General features: G+C 50.4%; 18 protein-coding genes. 8 read left to right on the forward strand and 10 right to left on the reverse strand.

Translation table 11 applies throughout. The features are described 5' to 3' along the window. Nucleotides 1–94 precede the first annotated feature (94 nt). Entirely contained in the window at nucleotides 95–1549 is a 1455-nt protein-coding gene (gene rsmF / locus ACIPUG_RS03025; RefSeq protein ID WP_400337247.1) for a 16S rRNA (cytosine(1407)-C(5))-methyltransferase RsmF, read from the forward strand. 127 nt (nucleotides 1550–1676) lie between these two features. Continuing rightward, nucleotides 1677–1868 carry a YebW family protein gene (locus ACIPUG_RS03030; RefSeq protein ID WP_010275816.1) on the forward strand — a complete coding sequence of 64 codons (192 nt, stop codon included), beginning with the start codon at nucleotides 1677–1679 and terminating at the stop codon, nucleotides 1866–1868. Nucleotides 1869–1887: 19 nt separating this feature from the next. Here the strand turns inward: ACIPUG_RS03030 and ACIPUG_RS03035 are convergent, their stop codons facing one another. Together ACIPUG_RS03035 and ACIPUG_RS03040 are read right to left on the reverse strand one after the other, a co-directional pair. Continuing rightward, complete coding sequence (locus ACIPUG_RS03035) at nucleotides 1888–2583, reverse strand: extensin family protein (protein ID WP_400337249.1); 696 nt, start codon at nucleotides 2581–2583, stop codon at nucleotides 1888–1890. 39 nt (nucleotides 2584–2622) lie between these two features. After that, nucleotides 2623–3690, reverse strand: coding sequence for a malate/lactate/ureidoglycolate dehydrogenase (locus ACIPUG_RS03040; protein ID WP_400337251.1), 1068 nt, complete (start codon nucleotides 3688–3690; stop codon nucleotides 2623–2625). Between the two features lie 235 nt (nucleotides 3691–3925). Here ACIPUG_RS03040 and ACIPUG_RS03045 point away from each other — a divergent pair, with 235 nt between their 5' ends. Next, nucleotides 3926–4408 (forward strand): hypothetical protein, encoded by a 483-nt coding sequence (locus ACIPUG_RS03045; protein WP_014915225.1) that lies wholly within the window; start codon nucleotides 3926–3928, stop codon nucleotides 4406–4408. A gap of 42 nt (nucleotides 4409–4450) precedes the next feature. Here ACIPUG_RS03045 and ACIPUG_RS03050 read toward each other — a convergent pair whose 3' ends face one another. Continuing rightward, nucleotides 4451–4597, reverse strand: coding sequence for a hypothetical protein (locus tag ACIPUG_RS03050; protein WP_010275828.1), 147 nt, complete (start codon nucleotides 4595–4597; stop codon nucleotides 4451–4453). Nucleotides 4598–4853: 256 nt separating this feature from the next. On the opposite strand from ACIPUG_RS03050, the gene ACIPUG_RS03055 reads away from it, so the two are divergent. Then, entirely contained in the window at nucleotides 4854–5162 is a 309-nt protein-coding gene (locus ACIPUG_RS03055) for an excalibur calcium-binding domain-containing protein (RefSeq protein WP_203450408.1), read from the forward strand. A gap of 243 nt (nucleotides 5163–5405) precedes the next feature. Here ACIPUG_RS03055 and cspG read toward each other — a convergent pair whose 3' ends face one another. The 3 genes from cspG to ftnA form a co-directional block, all read right to left on the reverse strand. Further along, nucleotides 5406–5618, reverse strand: coding sequence for a cold shock protein CspG (cspG, locus tag ACIPUG_RS03060; RefSeq protein ID WP_010275831.1), 213 nt, complete (start codon nucleotides 5616–5618; stop codon nucleotides 5406–5408). 530 nt (nucleotides 5619–6148) lie between these two features. Then, nucleotides 6149–6505, reverse strand: coding sequence for a YebY family protein (locus ACIPUG_RS03065; RefSeq protein ID WP_080718583.1), 357 nt, complete (start codon nucleotides 6503–6505; stop codon nucleotides 6149–6151). A 284-nt stretch (nucleotides 6506–6789) separates the two neighbouring features. After that, on the reverse strand, nucleotides 6790–7296 hold the full coding sequence (gene ftnA, locus ACIPUG_RS03070) for a non-heme ferritin (protein WP_010275837.1): 507 nt from the start codon (nucleotides 7294–7296) through the stop codon (nucleotides 6790–6792). Nucleotides 7297–7667: 371 nt separating this feature from the next. On the opposite strand from ftnA, the gene ACIPUG_RS03075 reads away from it, so the two are divergent. Then, a complete protein-coding gene (locus tag ACIPUG_RS03075) occupies nucleotides 7668–7898 on the forward strand; it encodes a DNA polymerase III subunit theta (protein WP_010275841.1) in 231 nt (76 codons plus the stop codon). Between the two features lie 347 nt (nucleotides 7899–8245). Here the strand turns inward: ACIPUG_RS03075 and ACIPUG_RS03080 are convergent, their stop codons facing one another. Beyond that, nucleotides 8246–10297 carry a S9 family peptidase gene (locus ACIPUG_RS03080; protein WP_400337254.1) on the reverse strand — a complete coding sequence of 684 codons (2052 nt, stop codon included), beginning with the start codon at nucleotides 10295–10297 and terminating at the stop codon, nucleotides 8246–8248. Between the two features lie 199 nt (nucleotides 10298–10496). On the opposite strand from ACIPUG_RS03080, the gene purT reads away from it, so the two are divergent. Beyond that, nucleotides 10497–11675 carry a formate-dependent phosphoribosylglycinamide formyltransferase gene (gene purT, locus ACIPUG_RS03085; RefSeq protein ID WP_039527709.1) on the forward strand — a complete coding sequence of 393 codons (1179 nt, stop codon included), beginning with the start codon at nucleotides 10497–10499 and terminating at the stop codon, nucleotides 11673–11675. Nucleotides 11676–11729: 54 nt separating this feature from the next. Here purT and ACIPUG_RS03090 read toward each other — a convergent pair whose 3' ends face one another. Further along, on the reverse strand, nucleotides 11730–12371 hold the full coding sequence (locus tag ACIPUG_RS03090) for a bifunctional 4-hydroxy-2-oxoglutarate aldolase/2-dehydro-3-deoxy-phosphogluconate aldolase (protein ID WP_010275853.1): 642 nt from the start codon (nucleotides 12369–12371) through the stop codon (nucleotides 11730–11732). A 171-nt stretch (nucleotides 12372–12542) separates the two neighbouring features. Then, nucleotides 12543–14018, reverse strand: a complete 1476-nt coding sequence (gene zwf, locus ACIPUG_RS03095; RefSeq protein ID WP_014915165.1) for a glucose-6-phosphate dehydrogenase — start codon at nucleotides 14016–14018, stop codon at nucleotides 12543–12545. 383 nt (nucleotides 14019–14401) lie between these two features. On the opposite strand from zwf, the gene ACIPUG_RS03100 reads away from it, so the two are divergent. Both ACIPUG_RS03100 and pyk read left to right on the forward strand, forming a co-directional pair. Further along, complete coding sequence (locus tag ACIPUG_RS03100) at nucleotides 14402–15271, forward strand: MurR/RpiR family transcriptional regulator (protein ID WP_039286791.1); 870 nt, start codon at nucleotides 14402–14404, stop codon at nucleotides 15269–15271. A 257-nt stretch (nucleotides 15272–15528) separates the two neighbouring features. After that, the gene (pyk, locus tag ACIPUG_RS03105; RefSeq protein WP_014915164.1) at nucleotides 15529–16971 is read left to right on the forward strand and encodes a pyruvate kinase; all 1443 of its coding nucleotides are present in this window, start codon (nucleotides 15529–15531) and stop codon (nucleotides 16969–16971) included. Between the two features lie 154 nt (nucleotides 16972–17125). On the opposite strand, the gene lpxM is transcribed toward pyk, so the two are convergent. Further along, nucleotides 17126–18097 (reverse strand): lauroyl-Kdo(2)-lipid IV(A) myristoyltransferase, encoded by a 972-nt coding sequence (gene lpxM, locus ACIPUG_RS03110; protein ID WP_039500796.1) that lies wholly within the window; start codon nucleotides 18095–18097, stop codon nucleotides 17126–17128. Nucleotides 18098–18128 lie beyond the last annotated feature (31 nt).

Below are 18128 nucleotides of genomic sequence, written 5' to 3' on the forward strand. Positions count from 1 at the left end.
CGTCTCGTCGTTTTCACATGATGTATGAAGGATCCGTGCTACACTTCGCCGCTTCTTCCCTCGTTTTACTGAATAACCTGTACGGAACCACGCCGTGGCAAAATTTACCCCAGCCAGCCTGCCTGCTGAATTTCTCGACACTATGCGGGACATCATGCCTTCATCCCTTTCGATGGAGGATTTTATTGCCGCCTGCCAGCGTCCGCTGCGTCGGAGCATCCGCGTGAATACGTTAAAAATCAGCGTCGATGCCTTTCTTGAGCTTGTACAGCCTTATGGCTGGCAGCTTGAGCCGATTCCCTGGTGTCAGGAAGGCTTCTGGCTGCTGAATGCGGAAGAAGAGAACACGCGGCTAGGCAATACGCTGGAGCACCTGAGCGGGCTGTTTTATATTCAGGAAGCCAGCTCGATGCTGCCCGTCAGCGCCCTGTTCCATCGCAACGATGCGCTGGAAACGGTTTTGGACGTCGCGGCCGCTCCGGGTTCTAAAACAACGCAGATCGCGGCCAGATTGAATAATGAAGGGGCTATCGTCGCCAATGAGTATTCAGCCAGCCGGGTAAAAGTGTTGCATGCCAACATCAGCCGCTGCGGCGTCAGCAATACCGCGATCACACACTTCGACGGGCGGGTTTTCGGCGCGGCACTGCCGGAGTATTTTGATGCGATTCTGCTGGATGCCCCGTGCTCAGGTGAAGGAGTGGTGCGTAAGGATCCCGCGGCGATGAGCCACTGGTCGCAGGAGAGCATTACCGATATTGCGGCCACACAGCGTGACCTGATTTTGAGCGCGTTCCATGCGCTGAAGCCTGGCGGCGTGATGATTTACTCCACCTGTACGCTAAATAATCAGGAAAATCAGCAGGTTTGCCATTGGTTACAGACACAGTTTCCTGATGCGTGCGAATTTGAATCGTTACACGATCTCTTCACCGACGCCGAACGCGCGACAACCGAAGAAGGCTTCCTGCACGTCTTCCCACAGATTTATGACAGCGAAGGCTTCTTTGTTGCCCGTTTGCGGAAAACTGCCAGCGTGCCGCCGCTGCCACGACCTGGCTATAAAGTGGGTAAATTCCCGTTCTCTCCGATGCTGCCCAAAGATTCTGCATTACTCAAACAGGCGGCAGGCAAACAGGGTCTTCACTGGGATGAGACGTTACTTCAGCTGTGGCAGCGTGATAGCGAAATCTGGCTCTTCCCTGCGGCGCTGACGTCTGCTTTTGGCAATATCAAATTCTCACGAATTGGCATTAAACTCGCTGAACGCTTCCCTAAAGGTTTCCGCTGGCAACATGAAGCCATTGTTGCGCTGGCCGATCCGAACGCGAAGAATGCCTACGCGCTGACCGATCGCATCGCCTGTGAGTGGTTTCAGGGGAAAGACAGCTATCCAGAACCGCTTCCTGCTGCGGATGAACTCATTTTAACCTACCAGAACACGCCTGTCGGCCTGGCCAAACGTATCAGCAGCCGGATAAAAAACAATCTGCCGCGCGACCTGGTGCGGGATGGCGCGGCATCCGCTCAGCCTCTTTCTAAAGAATAAATGCGGTTTCTACATCAGGTGGTGATAAAACCACCTGATGAACCGCCCGTTCTGCCTTTCCTCACTGATTTTCATCTACAATTATTTCGATAGGTAGAGAAAATCGCGGTAATGTCTGGAGAACGGCATGTTTGCATTAGTGATATTTGTTTGTTATCTCGGGCATGGCTGTGACGATGTGGTCGTCGGTGCCTACAACACTGAAGCGCAGTGTCTGCAAGCGATGGACGAACAGCGCTTGCGCCGCGCGGGCTGCTTCCCCATCGAAGACTATATTGACGGCTTCTGGATCCCCGCTCAGGAATACGCTGATTTCTAGTTTTCTCACCTGAGTATTTTCATCGACACACGCCAAAACCGCGCATGCCAAAGTGAAAGTGGTTCGCGTGTGCGGCGTTATATTCCGGCCCCAGCGCGTTACCGAAAAAGCGACAGCTTTCCCTGAACGTGGTACGCAAATAGCTGCCGCGTTCGTCCGTTGCCGACCACTGATTCAGGACGCTAACCTGCCGACCGTCAGAGAGACGAAACGCGGCAATATCCCACGCGTCCGCCGTTGCATGCTCGCTCAAACGCCCTTCCGGTCGATGGTAGATATTACGGCAGGCGTAGCTACCCATATGGTCGATACGCGTCAACGACGTGCCAAGTGACTGCGCCTGCGGCACCGCGACCTGTGCCACAAACATGGTGCTACTCAGCGCCAGCGGGCAACTGGCAAGAAAACTGGAACTGAGTGTGACCGCACCAAAACCTTGTATCCGGACGGGCGATGCTACCGGACATTGGCCACTAATATCATTGGCCTCGGAGAATCGCAGTCGCCCACTTTCCTGCGCCTGCTTTAATACCGCCAGACAGGCCTCAGGATCGCTGGCGACAGACTTCATTTTCAGCCGAGTAATAAACGTGGGCGGGTCATTAACGGACAGCGGAGAAAGGGGATCGTAGCCGGGCGGGAGTTGACGTTGGATCCAGGGTGCCAAAGCCACCAACATCCCAAGTATTACCACAACGATTACCCATCCCCGCATCCGTTTCGTCTCCCGATGATTGTCTTCTCCTGAATAATATTATGCTATTAACGTGAACTCGGCCGGATTCATCCCCAAAGCGATCCCTGCCTCCACGATTTTCTGCCACTCCTGATCGGACAAGTCAATACCGTCTGCACAACGCTGTGCCTGCGAAATACGCTCCGGTTCACCAGCGATTAAAATAGGCTGTGCCGGATCGGGAGCCGTTGAAGAGCGAACGTAGCCCAGCATCGCATCATATTCTTTCTGCAACCACGCCATAGACACCATACTGGCGGGATCGATAACAATCGTCGTCATGTTATTCACTATCGCCCCCTGACGCGCGTTCTCTGGTTGAATGGTTCCTCCACTAGACAACAGCCCTGCCAGCATTTCAGCGGCTAAAATCAACCCGCCGCCTTTATGCTTCGCAATGGGTTTCAGGGCACCGTGCTTTTCGCCTTCCCACATGACTTTCGGATCGTTCGTGGAAACACCATGACAATCCAGCATGACCTCTTCATCAAACGTTTTGCCCGCCAGATACGCGACGCGGGTTTTCCCCAGCGCCACCACGCTGGTGGCGAAATCCAGAACAAAGGCCGCGTTATGCTCCGTTGGCGGGAATGCAATGCAGATAGGGTTCGTCCCGAAACGGGCTTCGCTACCACACCAGGGAGCCACAATCGGGTCGAGATCGTTAACGTTGACGAAGTGTATCGACACGAGCCCGGCGTCCGCCGCCATTTCTCCATAGGTGCCGATGCGTCCCAAATGGCAGGTAGACGACAGCGTCATTAAACACACGCCCGTCGTTTTCACGCGATCAATAGCCGCCTGCATCGCTTCTCTACCCGTACGCTGACCAAAACCGCGATCGCCAGTAAATTGCAGCACCGCCCCACCGTCACGCACTAAACGCGCTGGCGTATTCGGGTGCATGATGCCTTTCTCGATGAACGCCACATAATGTGGCAACATCCCCACGCCGTGGCTGTCATGCCCTTTCAGGTTCGCGGCTACAAGGTGTTCGGTGACAATTCGAGCTTCGTTTTCTTCACATCCTGCTTTTTGCAATACGCTTTGCGTCGTCGCCATCAGACGGCTGGCTGAAATCTGCATATCCCTTCCCTTCATCGACTGATTTATGCTTCACCGATTTCATCCTACTGCGGAACTAGAACGAATAAAATATAAACAAATCAAGCGAAATACCAATCAGTGCGATTGCTTTAACCATCTGGTGAAGGATCTCCCTCAGCAGTACCATCCCCGACGTTGTAAGACGTACGCAGAGACGGCTGACATATATAGGGTTGCCTGCTTATCGGGCATAGATAATATGGATTTTATTTAAATGAAAAAGACATCGCGTTTTCTTCTGGCGCTTGCTGGATTATGGTTTTCCGTTACTGCTTATTCCGCAGCGCCTCCCTCACCTCACGCAGAGGAAACACGGATACCGGCCATCAAACTCATCAATACGCCAGATAATCACTCGGCCTTCGTAACAGGCAGCGTGCCCGCTCTGGAAAAAATCACTGCACAAAAATTTTGGCTCAGCAATTCTACGGAAGCGTGGGAGATGAACGTTCACCCGGCACCGCGCAAACAATATGTCATCACGCTGAAAGGCACGTTGAAATTTCGAGTTAGCGATGGTTCCACTTTTCTGCTTTCTCCTGGAACCGTCTTGATTGCCGCCGACACTCAGGGGGAAGGACATAGTTGGGAGATGGTTGAAGGGACTGAATGGGTTCGGATTTATATTCCAATTGTGGATGAAAGCGATTATTTCACCCCCGATGCATCGGTCACCGCCGCGCATAAAGCGCACTAACTTTTCGCTGCATATTGGCGACGGAAGCCCGTCGCCAACCTATTAAGCCTTATTCGCATCAAACGGGTCATCGACATCATCCTTGCTGTCATCACGTTTGCGCGGAATCTCTCCCTGATCTTTTGGCGCATCTTTTGCCGGATGGTCATTTTCATCCTTGTGTTTGGTGCCCGTATTTTTTTCAGTCATTGTTTCCTCCCATTACGTCGTGTTCTATAAACTTAGTCGATAGTTGCTATTACCGAGATATAAATTCGTCAATCACGTTAAAAGCCAGTAAAGAAACGCAACGTGACGAACGACGGCGCATAGAAAAGCTTAATTTTCAAACAGCCTCAATGTCGTTGTTATCACTGCTCCTACATTGATAATGAAGAATTATTAATCTTTATGCTCGTTCAAGAATGATAGGTTTCTCTTATACAACTCTTTCATGGGTATTTCGATGAAACGAAAACTCGTCGTTATTCTATTATCTACAGCATTCTCTTTTACTGTTCAGGCAGCATCGTCCCATCAATATCGTAATGATGGTGATAGTTGGAGAGCGGAAAAAATAAAGACAGAAGACCGAGAACAAAAAGAAAATCGATTTGTTTGTGACGGTAGGCAGTATTGTAGCCAGATGAACTCTAGAGAAGAGGCTTATTTTTTCATTCAAAACTGCCCTAAAACCAAAATGGATGGCGACCATGATGGAGTGCCTTGTGAACGCGACTCACGTTTTCCTCCTATTAGAGCCGATCAATATTAACGGCTTCATAGGCATATAGTGCATCATGGATGCAAAAAATCATGCAAGACTGAGATGATCGTCCAGTAATTCTGGTGAACCCTAAATATAAAAAGTCCGCTATAATTCACTATGGCATAAAAACAAAAAACCCCAGCTTTACGCTAGGGTTTTTTATTGCTTTTCTTGGCTGCTCCGGTTTACACCATCATCGCTATCGCAAGAGAAACATTAATTCAGCTTGGCTTATTAGAGCGCAGCTTTTTACAGTGCGACAACGTTGCCAGCTGCTGGGCCTTTCTGGCCGTTTTCGATGGTGAACTCAACCTTTTGGCCTTCGTCCAGCGTTTTGAAATCGTTGCTCTGAATAGCAGAGAAATGTACGAATACATCTTTGCTGCCGTTGTCAGGAGTAATGAAACCAAAACCTTTACCAGCGTCAAACCATTTTACTAAACCAGTCATTTTGTTAGACATAAATATTACCTTAATTTGTATAGTGCCTTCCGGCAAATAGGGCCTGTGCACAGAATTTAATTAGCAACGATAAGGAGGCTCAAAAGAAGGGATATCTATGGATAACACTTGGAAATGAGAACTGCTTTACTAAACTGCTTTTTAGGTCTGCGAATCAAACCGACCACTCATTAACGCATGTATAAATATCTTTAGCAAGCGTTTATTTTTAAAAACCTTTAAAAGGCCCGCAGAGACGAAACTCACCTCGTGCCGACATCTTAATTGGCAAAAATCGCCAACCGATACATCAAAAAAAAAGACTGAACACGATTCCTGTATTCAGTCTAGGGAAATGGCTCTTGGGAGAGCCGTGCGCTAAAAGTTGGCATTTATACAAGCTGTACTAGCCCTGTAGACTTAAGCTTAGCCAACTCCCTCGCGTTTTCCAGCTTTAACCTATTCGCAATCATCACAAATGGAACAGGTTTCACACTTTATCTTAACCATAAAGAAGTAATTATTTAACATTAATAAGTAAATCAATCACTTCATGGTTTAGCGTCTGGCTTACACAACTGCTCTGCACGCTCGATAAATGGTTGAAGGCTTTTTTTCTGTCCGGGATGCTTAGGATCGTCCAGCCAGATCGCGTCTATCGGCTGCGCACTCACCTGTCCGGATTTCATTTGCGCAATGGCAACATCGTTTAGCGGATATTGCATCAGCGTCCCGGTATGTAAGGCGTACAGCGCATTGCCGGGGCGGCAAATCAGTTGAACTTCTTCACGCGTGAAAGCCCAGCGATCGCCGTATTCAAACCGGCTGATATTTGCCAGTTTAGCGGCAGCAAAGGCATTCACAGAAAGTGAAGTAAGCACGATAGATAGCAAAAATTTCTTCATCATGGCATTCCCGACATGGCGTATTCAGACAATGATGTGTGTGGGTTTTGCAGCCTTATCCGAATCAGAGAAAGACAGCCTCAACCCTTATAAAACAGAATGTTGTATATCACGACTGATGCGATCATAGCGGCAGAGGAAGGTGAAGTCGAGTGTAGCGTTCAGGAATAATATCGGTAGTTTGGTACTGGCAGAAAGGGCGTTCGGGAGGGGAAAATGGCGGGATAAGGAGAACATTATCCCGCGTCATTCAACTACTTATTGGCCGACAGAAGCGCCGCTTGTCATTAGGTTGACGGGGCCGCCGCAGACATTTTTTTCAGGTCCTGATCGATGAAGAACAGGCCGCCTTCGCTGGCTTTGACTAACGCCAATTTGTCCAGAATAGAACGGAACAATTTCTCTTCTTCGTGCTGCTCTGCAACGTACCATTGCAGGAAGTTGAATGTAGAGTAATCCTGCAGCGCCATCGCCTCATGCGCCAGCTCATTAATTTTTGCGGTGATCAGCTGTTCGTGTTCATAGGTCAGTTTGAAGACATCAGCCAGTGAATCAAAATCAATCGGCGGTGCAGCAATCGCGCCTAATACAGGCAGGCTTCCGGTGTCGTCCAGATAGTCAAACAGGCGCTGCATGTGCTGCATTTCTTCCTGAGAATGCGTCTTCAGGAAACTGGATGCGCCTTCAAAACCTTTGTCACCGCACCATGCGCTCATTTGCAGATACAAATTCGCGGAATAAAACTCCAGATTAAGTTGCTCATTCAGCTTCTGAATCATTTCTTTTTTTAACATGTTAACTCCCTATTTTCCCGGCAGGTGAAATTATTCAGGGCATTATGCCTGAAAAAATAAAATAAAAAACACTTTATTAACATTGATATTCAATAAACAAAAACACCATACAAACAACAAGTTAAAATCCATGTTATTGATATTTATTATCACTTAAGTCTTAGAAAAAATATATTATTGCGAATCATTTTTATTATCAAAAATAACAACTACGAGCAATATTATGTATGGCACGTTTGTATTAAAAATGATTCCCATTTCGTAATGAGAATAATAAACATCCACATGATAAGGTGAACGCTTGCCATTTTCCTGTCACTACTTTACCGTGGCACGCATCAGTCTGTGGCCAATAGGCAGGAGAAAACGGTATGGGATACAATCTGGCAGAATTGTCCAAAGAAGAGATGGATAAAGTTAACGTAGACTTGGCGGCGTCAGGCGTGGCCTTCAAAGAACGTTACAATATGCCGGTCATTCCCGAGGTCGTTGAGAGAGAGCAACCCGAGTACTTGCGTGACTATTTTCGCGAACGCGTGATGTTTTATCGCCAGCGCTCACTGCAGTTCTCTCGCTTACCCTACGAACCGAAATCTAAGTAGGCTTATCCCTTCATTCCAACCTAGGACGACCTTGCCGTGGAAAACATCCCTTTCCACGGGTTACATTCTTACACAGCAAAAACAATTTTCTACTTGCATCTCGGCCCGCACAGGAGGTTAATGGAGTGGCAACCTACCCTTTTATCACGCGAGGCAAGATATGAGTAAAGGTCTGGATAGCAAAAAGAACAGTAAGAAGAAGCCCCTGAAAACGGCCGCTGAAAAACGGGCCGATAAAAGGGCAAAGAAACCGCAGGCTGATATTACCTGAGTCGTGATATGACCTAAGTAATGTGCCATGCCGATCGGGTAAACCCGAAAACGGGTTTACCCTCATAACCAACGCGTTATTCGTGCGCTTCCTCAACTATTTCAAGCACCATCAGCAGAAAAGCATATTCCAACGCAATATCATCGTAACGTTTAAAACGACCGGATTTTCCGCCGTGCCCGGCATCCATATCGGTGTATAGCAGCACCAGACGATCGTCCGTTTTAACTTCCCGTAATTTCGCCACCCACTTTGCAGGTTCCCAATACTGAACCTGAGAGTCGTGTAACCCAGTAGTCACCAGCAAATGCGGATAGCGTTGCGCGGTAATACCGTCATAGGGGCTATATTGCTTGATGTAGTCATAATAGATTTGTTCATTTGGATCGCCCCACTCGTCATACTCGCCGGTCGTCAACGGGATAGACTCATCCAACATTGTCGTCAGCACATCAACGAAGGGAACCTGGGCAACAACGCCCTTAAATAGATCGGGAGCCATGTTTACTACCGCGCCCATCAATAGTCCGCCCGCACTCCCCCCCATAGCAAACATGTTGTTCCTATCGCCATAACCTTTTTCTATCAATGCCTGAGACACATCGATGAAATCAGTGAAGGAATGCATTTTATTGAGCAGGCGACCATCGTCGTACCACTGCTGACCCAGCTCACCGCCACCGCGAATGTGTGTTAAGGCAAAGACGAACCCTCTGTCCAGCAGACTCAGACGGCTAACGCTAAAATCCGGATCCATGCTATGGCTATAAGCACCATAGCCGTAGACCAGTATCGGGTTCTTGCCTGGGCTGAAATGATCGCGATGATAAACGAGGGAAACAGGAACGTCGACGCCATCCCGAACCGTGATCCACAAGCGCTCGCTCCGGTAGTTGTCCGGTGAGAAATCTTTCACTTCGGCTTGTTTAAGTAACTGCTGCTCGCCTGTGTCCAGATTTAATTCATACAGCGTGCTGGGCGTTGTCATTGATGAATAGCCATACCGCATCAATGCCGTTTCTGGCGTAGGGTTGTACGACAGCCACGTCACATAGCTCGCATCATTAAAGGTGATCGCTTTTTCTTTCTGCGTCTGCCAGTGAATCTGGCGCAAGCAGGTCAAACCGCGCTCACGTTCTTCAACCACCAGCCAGTCACGGAACAGCTCAAAACCTTCCAGTACACGGTGTTCATGTGGTGCAATCAGCGTTTCCAGCGTTTGCTCATCGGGCCTATCCGAACGGTAGAGGCCAAAATTTTTCCCTTCCCGATTGGAGCGCAGGTAAAACTTATCCTGATAGTGATCGATGCCATATTCATGATCTTTTCGACGTGGAATACCGACCTGCGGCAACGCATCCGGGCGCGTCGCGTCAAGCAACAACACTTCGCTCGTCGTCGTGCTACTGAGATAAATGGTGATGTAGTGCTCTGATGTCGTTTTACTCAGGCTAACGTAATAGGTGTCGTCTTTCTCTTCATAGACCAGCTCATCCAACGCCGGATCGCTTCCCAGACGGTGGCGATAGACCTGATATGGCAACAGCGTTTGCTCATGTTTACGCACGTAATACAGAACCGTCGAATCCGCCGACCATTCCGCTCCTGCGGTCACATTTTCGATCACATCCGGTAACCACTCGCCGCTGTTGAGATCGCGAAAACGAAGCGTGTACTGCCGACGGGATAAAAAGTCTTCCGAGAGCGCCAGCAGCGTGTTGTCAGGGCTAACCTCAAGCGTGCCGAGACTGTAAAATTCATGCCCTTCCGCACGTTGATTCCCATCCAGCAGCGTTTCCCATACGTCAGTTGCCTGCTCAGGCTGGCGCAGATAGATGGCGTACTCTTTCCCCTGCTCATAGCGGCTTTGGTAGCGATAGCCTTTTCTGACATACGGCACAGACATATCCGTCGACGGAATGCGTTTAACCATTTCGTCATACAGTGCCCGCTTGCGTGCGTCATGAGGTGACATGACAGCTTCGCTGTAGGCGTTTTCCTGCTTCAGATAATCCAACACCTGTGGATCGGTACGCTGGTCATCACGCAGCCAGTAATAACTGTCGATACGCGTATCGCCATGTGTACTTAGTGCATGGGGTCTTTTTTCAGCTTGCGGTGTCTTCATGGCGTCGGATCTCGTTGTCTTGACATAAAATTTTCGCTTTGTAAGAAGAGTGGCACGATTGCCCGGCAATGCCAAGCCACGTCCTTATCTCTTGGTGCGCTTTTGCGCATCGCATTCCACCGCCGCCCTCATTAATGCGCACGCAAACGTTTTCGTTTATACTGCGGCCATTTTTCACAACCCGATCAGGTATAAGGTTATGTTAACAATTGGAACCGCCCTGCGTGCGGATGCCACACGAGTGATGCTGCTTGGCTCCGGTGAATTAGGCAAAGAAGTGGCGATTGAGTGTCAGCGCCTGGGAATCGAAGTGATTGCGGTCGATCGCTATGCCGATGCCCCCGCCATGCAGGTTGCGCATCGCAGCCACGTCATCAATATGTTGGATGGCGATGCATTAAAAGCGTTGGTTGAAGCCGAACGTCCTGATTACATCGTGCCGGAAATCGAAGCCATCGCAACTGACATGCTGGTGACGCTGGAAAAGCAGGGTCACCATGTTGTTCCTTGTGCCGAAGCGACACGCCTGACGATGAATCGCGAAGGTATCCGTCGTCTGGCTGCTGAAACGCTCGGCGTTCCCACTTCCACCTACCGTTTTGCCGACAGCGAAGAGAACTTTCGTCAGGCAGTAGAGGCGATTGGCTACCCTTGTATTGTTAAGCCGGTCATGAGTTCCTCTGGCAAAGGGCAAAGCCTGATTCGCTCTGCTGAGCAGTTAGATCAGGCGTGGCACTATGCCCAGCAGGGTGGACGAGCAGGCGGCGGACGCGTCATCGTGGAAGGACTGGTTAATTTTGATTTTGAGATCACCTTACTGACGATCCATGCGGTTGACGGCATTCATTTCTGTGCGCCAATCGGTCATCGACAGGAAGACGGCGACTACCGTGAATCCTGGCAGCCACAGCAGATGAGTGCACTGGCGCAGGAACGCGCGCAGAAGATGGCCAGCGATGTTGTGAAAGCGCTCGGCGGCTATGGCCTGTTCGGCGTGGAGCTGTTCGTCTGCGGCGATGAGGTTATTTTCAGTGAAGTCTCCCCTCGCCCGCACGATACCGGCATGGTGACGATGATTTCTCAGGATCTGTCAGAGTTTGCGCTGCACGTGCGTGCTTTCCTGGGGCTGCCCATTGGCGCAGTTCGTCAGTATGGTGCCTCAGCTTCCGCCGTGATTTTACCGGAACTGGATAGCAACAACGTGCGTTATCAGGGGCTGGAAGGCGCACTGCTGCCTCATACGCAAATTCGCCTGTTTGGTAAACCGGATATCAGCGGCAAGCGCCGTATGGGTGTCGCATTAGCCAGTGCGGAAACCACGGATGATGCGGTAGCCATCGCCAAGCGCGTTGCCGCGGGCGTAAAAGTCAGCGGCTGATACAAAAAAGGCCACTCGCAGTGAGTGGCCTTCGTCATTCAGTCACGAGCAAACTTAAGCTTTTGCACCCGCAACGGCTTCACGCGCCAGTTCAGTAATACGTGCGTAATCACCGCTTTCCAGCGCGTCATTCGGCACCAGCCATGAACCACCCACGCACAGCACGCTTTTCAGCGCCAGATAGTCGCGGTAGTTATTCGGCGTAATGCCACCCGTTGGGCAGAAACGAATCTGAGCAAACGGACCTGCGATCGCCTGAAGCGCTTTCACGCCGCCGTTAGCTTCTGCGGGGAAGAATTTGAACTCACGCAGGCCGTAATCCATACCCAGCATCAGTTCAGATACGGTGCTGATACCTGGGATCAACGGGATGTTGCCTTCCGTTGCGGCTTTCAGCAGCGGCTCGGTCAGGCCTGGGCTGATGGCAAACTGCGCACCCGCCTCAACCACCGCAGCCAGTTGCTCAGGATTTGTTACCGTACCCGCACCCACGATAGCTTCCGGTACTTCTTTGGCAATCGCGCGAATCGCTTCGATGGCACAGTCGGTACGCAATGTCAGTTCCAGAACGCGAACGCCGCCCGCGACTAACGCTTTTGCCATCGGCACCGCGTGTTCCAGTTTGTTGACCACAATCACAGGAACAACGGGACCCGTTGTCAAAATCTGTTCCGCGCTCGTTTTCCAGTTTTTCATCAAAAGTTATCTCCAGTCATGCCCGAAGGCATCATTAATTATATAGCGCGCCCCTGCCACAGGGATCTGCGTCGCCGCAGATGTCCGACCGCACCGTGAGCCATACATTAAAAACTGTGGGAGGCCGACCGTTCTCGGCCAGCCCCCCATTACTGACGTATTATCAAAAAATTACTCAAACTCATTCCAGGAACGGCCATCGCGGGTAATCATCGCCACAGATGCCACCGGCCCCCAGCTTCCTGCCTGATACGGCTTCGGTGCATCGTTGTCCATCGCCCACGCATCCATGATGGAGTCCACCCATTTCCAGGCTTCTTCAACTTCATCACGACGGACAAACAGCGCCTGAATCCCACGCATGGTTTCCAGCAGCAGACGCTCATAAGCATCGGCCAAATGCTGCTGATTAAAGGTTTCCGAGAAGCTCAGATCCAGCTTCACCGTTTGCAGGCGGTGCTTATGCTCTAACCCCGGAATTTTGTTCAGAATCTGGATTTCCACACCTTCATCCGGCTGCAAGCGAATGATCAGCTTGTTCTGCGGCAGTTGTTGGTAGGAATCATGGAACAGGTTCAGCGCAGGGTTCTTAAAGTACACCACCACTTCTGAACATTTGGTCGGCAGGCGTTTACCGGTACGCAGGTAGAACGGCACACCAGACCAGCGCCAGTCATCAATATCAACGCGAATCGAGACGAAGGTTTCCGTGCTGCTGCTTTTGTTCGCGCCCTCTTCTTCCAGATAGCCCGGCACTTTATGTCCCTGAACAAAACCAGACGTGTATTGGCCGCGAACGGTGGTTTCATGCACGTTGGAGCGATCGATACGACGCAGTGAACGCAGCACTTTCACTTTTTCATCACGGATGCGGTCGGTCGTCAAATCAGACGGCGGCGACATCGCAATCATCGTCAGAATCTGTAACAAGTGGTTCTGGATCATATCGCGCATCTGGCCGGCTTTATCGAAATAGCCCCAGCGCCCTTCAATCCCGACTTCCTCGGCTACCGTGATCTGCACATGGTCGATCGTCCGGTTGTCCCAGTTTGAGGAGAACAGCGAGTTGGCAAAACGCAGCGCCAGCAGGTTCAGAACGGTCTCTTTACCCAGATAGTGGTCGATGCGGTAAACCTGACACTCGTTAAAGAATTCCGCGACCTGATCGTTAATGACGCGAGAAGATGCCAGATCGGTACCCAGCGGTTTTTCCATTACCACGCGCGCGGGCTCTTTATTCAGCCCTGCCGTTCCCAATCCTTTGCAGATCGCACCGAATGTACTCGGCGGCATGGCAAAATAGTTGATGGTGGTACGATTTTTCTGGTCAAGCATCTTGCCCAGCTTGTTGAAAGCTTTGGTGTCTTCCACATCAAGATTGCAGAAATCCAGCCGACTGCTTAGCGTTTCCCACAACTTATCGTCGATGGCTTCTTTCATAAAGGTGTCAAGCGCTTCGCGCACGACGCGGGTATACTCCGCTTTATCCCAATCCGCACGGCCCACCCCGATAATTCGGGTGTCCGCATGGATGTGACCTGCTTTTTCCAACTGGTAAAGGGAAGGCAGCAATTTACGGCGTGCCAGATCGCCCTTAGCTCCGAAAATAACCAGATCGCACGCTTGGGCTGTTGAAGTTACCGCCATGTTCATCTCCTCGTTGCAGGATGCTGTAATTTTATTACAGCGATAATGTACTCTTTTTGACTACAGCCAGTAAACCCATCATAAAAATGCCAAATAATGGTCGGGATTGACTGAAAACCATGCATAAATCGGTCTGTGCAGTGGCTGAAGTCACTTATGCATTCGCCCTAAAACGAAATTTTTCGTCGTTTCTGACAGTCGATTACTTTTCTGAAAGTTAGACACATGTCATGTTCTGGCAAAAAAAGGACCCAACTTAGCCTGTTGCCCTCTGCCAACCACTACAGGGTCGTAGTATATTTTCACGACTTACATTTTTTCACGTAATGCATGCCAGTGTACCTTTAGTTGAAATTGGAAAAAACTTACATGGCCCTTGTCGTATGAATATGCTGGAAAAAATCCAGAGCCACCTGGAACTCTTGAGCAAATCAGAAAGAAAAGTTGCTGAAGTGATCCTGAGCACGCCACAAACAGCCATTCACTCCAGCATCGCGACCTTAGCCAAAATGGCCGATGTCAGCGAGCCAACGGTTAATCGTTTCTGTCGCCGCCTTGAAACTAAAGGTTTTCCCGATTTTAAACTACATCTGGCGCAAAGTCTGGCAAACGGTACACCGTATGTGAACCGTAACGTTGAAGAAGATGACAGCGTTGATGCCTATACCAGTAAAATTTTTGAATCCGCCATGGCTGGCCTGGAGCAGGTGAAATCCAGTCTGGATGTCGCCGCTGTCAACCGCGCCGTGGATTTGCTGACACAGGCGAAGAAAATCTCTTTCTTTGGCCTGGGCGCTTCCGCTGCTGTCGCACATGATGCGATGAACAAATTTTTCCGCTTCAATATCCCCGTCGTCTATTTCGATGACATCGTTATGCAGCGCATGAGCTGCATGAATTCCAGCGACGGCGACGTCGTGGTATTGATCTCCCATACTGGCAGAACCAAAAGTCTGGTCGAAATGGCACAGCTGGCACGCGAGAACGACGCTACCGTTATCGCCATCACCTCGGACGGCACGCCGCTGGCGCGTGAGGCGTCGTTGGCCTTGCGACTTGATGTGCCTGAAGATACCGATGTCTACATGCCCATGGTGTCCCGTATCGCTCAGTTGACGTTGATCGACGTTCTGGCGACCGGGTTCACGCTGCGCCGCGGGGAAAAATTTCGTGATAACCTGAAACGGGTCAAAGAGGCCCTGCGGGAATCTCGCTTTGATAAAGACGAGCGATTGATTAATCCCTTCAGGTGATAGATAAGTTTATGTTGTGCTTTGTTTTTGAGTTATACCTATGAAAAATGAGCGGTATCATCTACCCCTTCATCTTGATATGGTCACAGACTACAGGCATGGAAAGATGGCAGGGATTACCTGTACAGTATGATAATCAGACTCAACACGATGTTCGGATAACGCAGGTGAAATAGTTTTGTTGTAAAGTGACATTTTGCACCGTTATTCGACGCTTAATCGCAACACTACAGCTTCACAAGTGAACGGAGTTATACATGTCCAGACGGCTCAGAAGAACCAAAATTGTCACCACCCTGGGGCCCGCTACCGACCGTGATAATAATCTCGAAAAGATTATCAGTGCGGGCGCGAACGTAGTACGCATGAATTTTTCTCACGGCACACCAGAAGATCATCTATTACGTGCCAACAAAGTTCGTGAAATTGCGGCTAAATTAGGCCGCCATGTTGCCATTCTTGGCGATCTACAGGGTCCAAAAATTCGTGTTTCTACCTTCAAAGAAGGTAAAATTTTCCTGAATATCGGCGACAAATTCTTGCTGGATGCCAACTTAGCGAAAGGCGAAGGCGATAAAGAAAAAGTCGGAATCGATTACAAAGGCTTGCCGAGCGACGTGGTACCTGGCGATATCCTGTTACTGGATGATGGCCGAGTGCAGTTGAAAGTCCTTCAGGTTGAAGGCCTGAAAGTGTATACCGAAGTCACCGTTGGCGGTCCGCTGTCCAACAATAAAGGCATCAACAAACTCGGCGGCGGTCTGTCTGCCGAAGCCCTGACGGAAAAAGATAAAGCCGACATTATTACTGCCGCAAAAATTGGCGTCGACTATCTGGCCGTCTCTTTCCCTCGTACCGGTGAAGATCTCAACTACGCACGTCGCCTCGCGCGTGATGCGGGTTGTCACGCCAAGATCGTATCAAAAGTTGAACGCGCTGAAGCCGTCTGCTCAGATGCCGCAATGGATGACATTATTCTGGCTTCCGACGTGGTGATGGTGGCGAGGGGCGATCTGGGCGTTGAAATCGGCGACCCAGAGCTGGTGGGGATTCAGAAGAAATTGATCCGTCGCGCCCGTCAGTTGAACCGTGCGGTCATTACCGCTACGCAGATGATGGAATCGATGATCACCAACCCGATGCCAACGCGTGCAGAGGTGATGGACGTCGCTAACGCCGTGTTGGATGGCACCGATGCCGTGATGCTGTCGGCGGAAACCGCTGCGGGCCAATATCCGGCTGAAACCGTCGCCGCAATGGCGAAAGTGTGTTTAGGCGCGGAGAAGATCCCAAGCATCAATGTCTCCAAGCACCGCCTTGACGTACAGTTTGATAACACCGAAGAATCCATCGCGATGTCTTCCATGTACGCCGCCAACCACCTGAAAGGGGTGACGGCGCTGATCGCCATGACGGAATCGGGCCGTACCGCCCTGATGATGTCCCGTATCAGTTCCGGTCTGCCGATTTTCGCTATGTCTCGTCATGAGCACACGCTGAACCTGACCGCACTGTATCGTGGCGTTACTCCCGTGCATTTCGACAGTTACACGGACGGCGTCGCTGCCGCCAATGATGCAGTGATCCTGCTGCGCGATAAAGGGTTCCTGATGTCTGGGGATCTGGTCATCGTCACACAGGGTGACATCATGGGTACCGTGGGCACCACCAACACGATCCGCATCCTGCGCGTGGAATAATCATTGTCATAACCGTCCGCGACTGAATTAGCGGACAGTATTGTGATAGCGCGAAGTGTGAGAGTAAAAAGTGTGATAGCAAAAAGCCGGACGATTTCTCGCCCGGCTTTTTTATCTCTATGGCCTATCAGCCCACTGTTATCTACCGTATAGACTAGTCGCGGTATAAATCATCCCGACAGTACGGTTCAATTTCACCCGGCTTGCGGGTTTTCAGCAGTTTCAGAATCCAGGTGTACTGCTCGGGATTCGGTTTGACCAGAATTTCAACTTCTTCGTTCATACGCCGTGCAATGTATGCATCATCCGCGTCCGCCAAGTCGTCCATCGGCGGGCGAATAAACACATCGAGGCAGCCGTCTTTAGCGTTATATACCGGGAACAACGGCACGATGTCAGCGCGACATACTTTCATCAGTCGTCCAACGGCAGGCAGCGTTGCCTTATAGGTCGCAAAGAAGTCAACGAATTCGCTGTGCTCCGCGCCGTGATCCTGATCGGGCAGATAATAGCCCCAACACCCAGAGCGCACGGAGCTGATAAACGGTTTAATACCATCATTACGGGCATGGATGCGGCCACCAAAACGACGACGTAACCGATTCCACCAGTAGTCCACCAGCGCATTCTTCTGGTTGTGGAACATGGCCGCCATACGCTGGCCGCGCGAGGTCAGCAACATCGCAGGGATATCAACCCCCCACCCGTGCGGAACCAGAAAAATCACGTTCTTCTCTTGTTCCTTAATGCGATCCAGAATGTCTTCGCCATGCCAGCGAACGTATTTTTCGATTTTCTTCGGGTTACGAATTCCCACTTCCACCATCATGATCATCGACTGAGGAGCCGTCGCAAACATGTCATCGATGATAGCTTCGCGCTGTGCTTCCGTTAATTCCGGCATGCAATACAGCAGATTAATGCGGGCACGGCGGCGTGCGCCTTTTGATATTCTCCCAACAAAACGCCCTAACCCACCCAGCACCGGGTTTCTTAATCGCGCGGGAACATAGGCAGCGAGCGCCATCACACCAACGCCTAACCAAACGCCCCAATAGCGCGGATGAAAAAAGGCGCGTTGAAACTGGGGAACAAATTCAGCGTTCGATTTTTTTTCTTTTTCCATGCCTAAACTCTTCAGATCAATCAATAAACAT

The sequence above is a fragment of the Pectobacterium sp. CHL-2024 genome (assembly GCF_044751765.1).
In the GTDB taxonomy this organism is placed as follows: Bacteria; Pseudomonadota; Gammaproteobacteria; order Enterobacterales; family Enterobacteriaceae; genus Pectobacterium; species Pectobacterium brasiliense.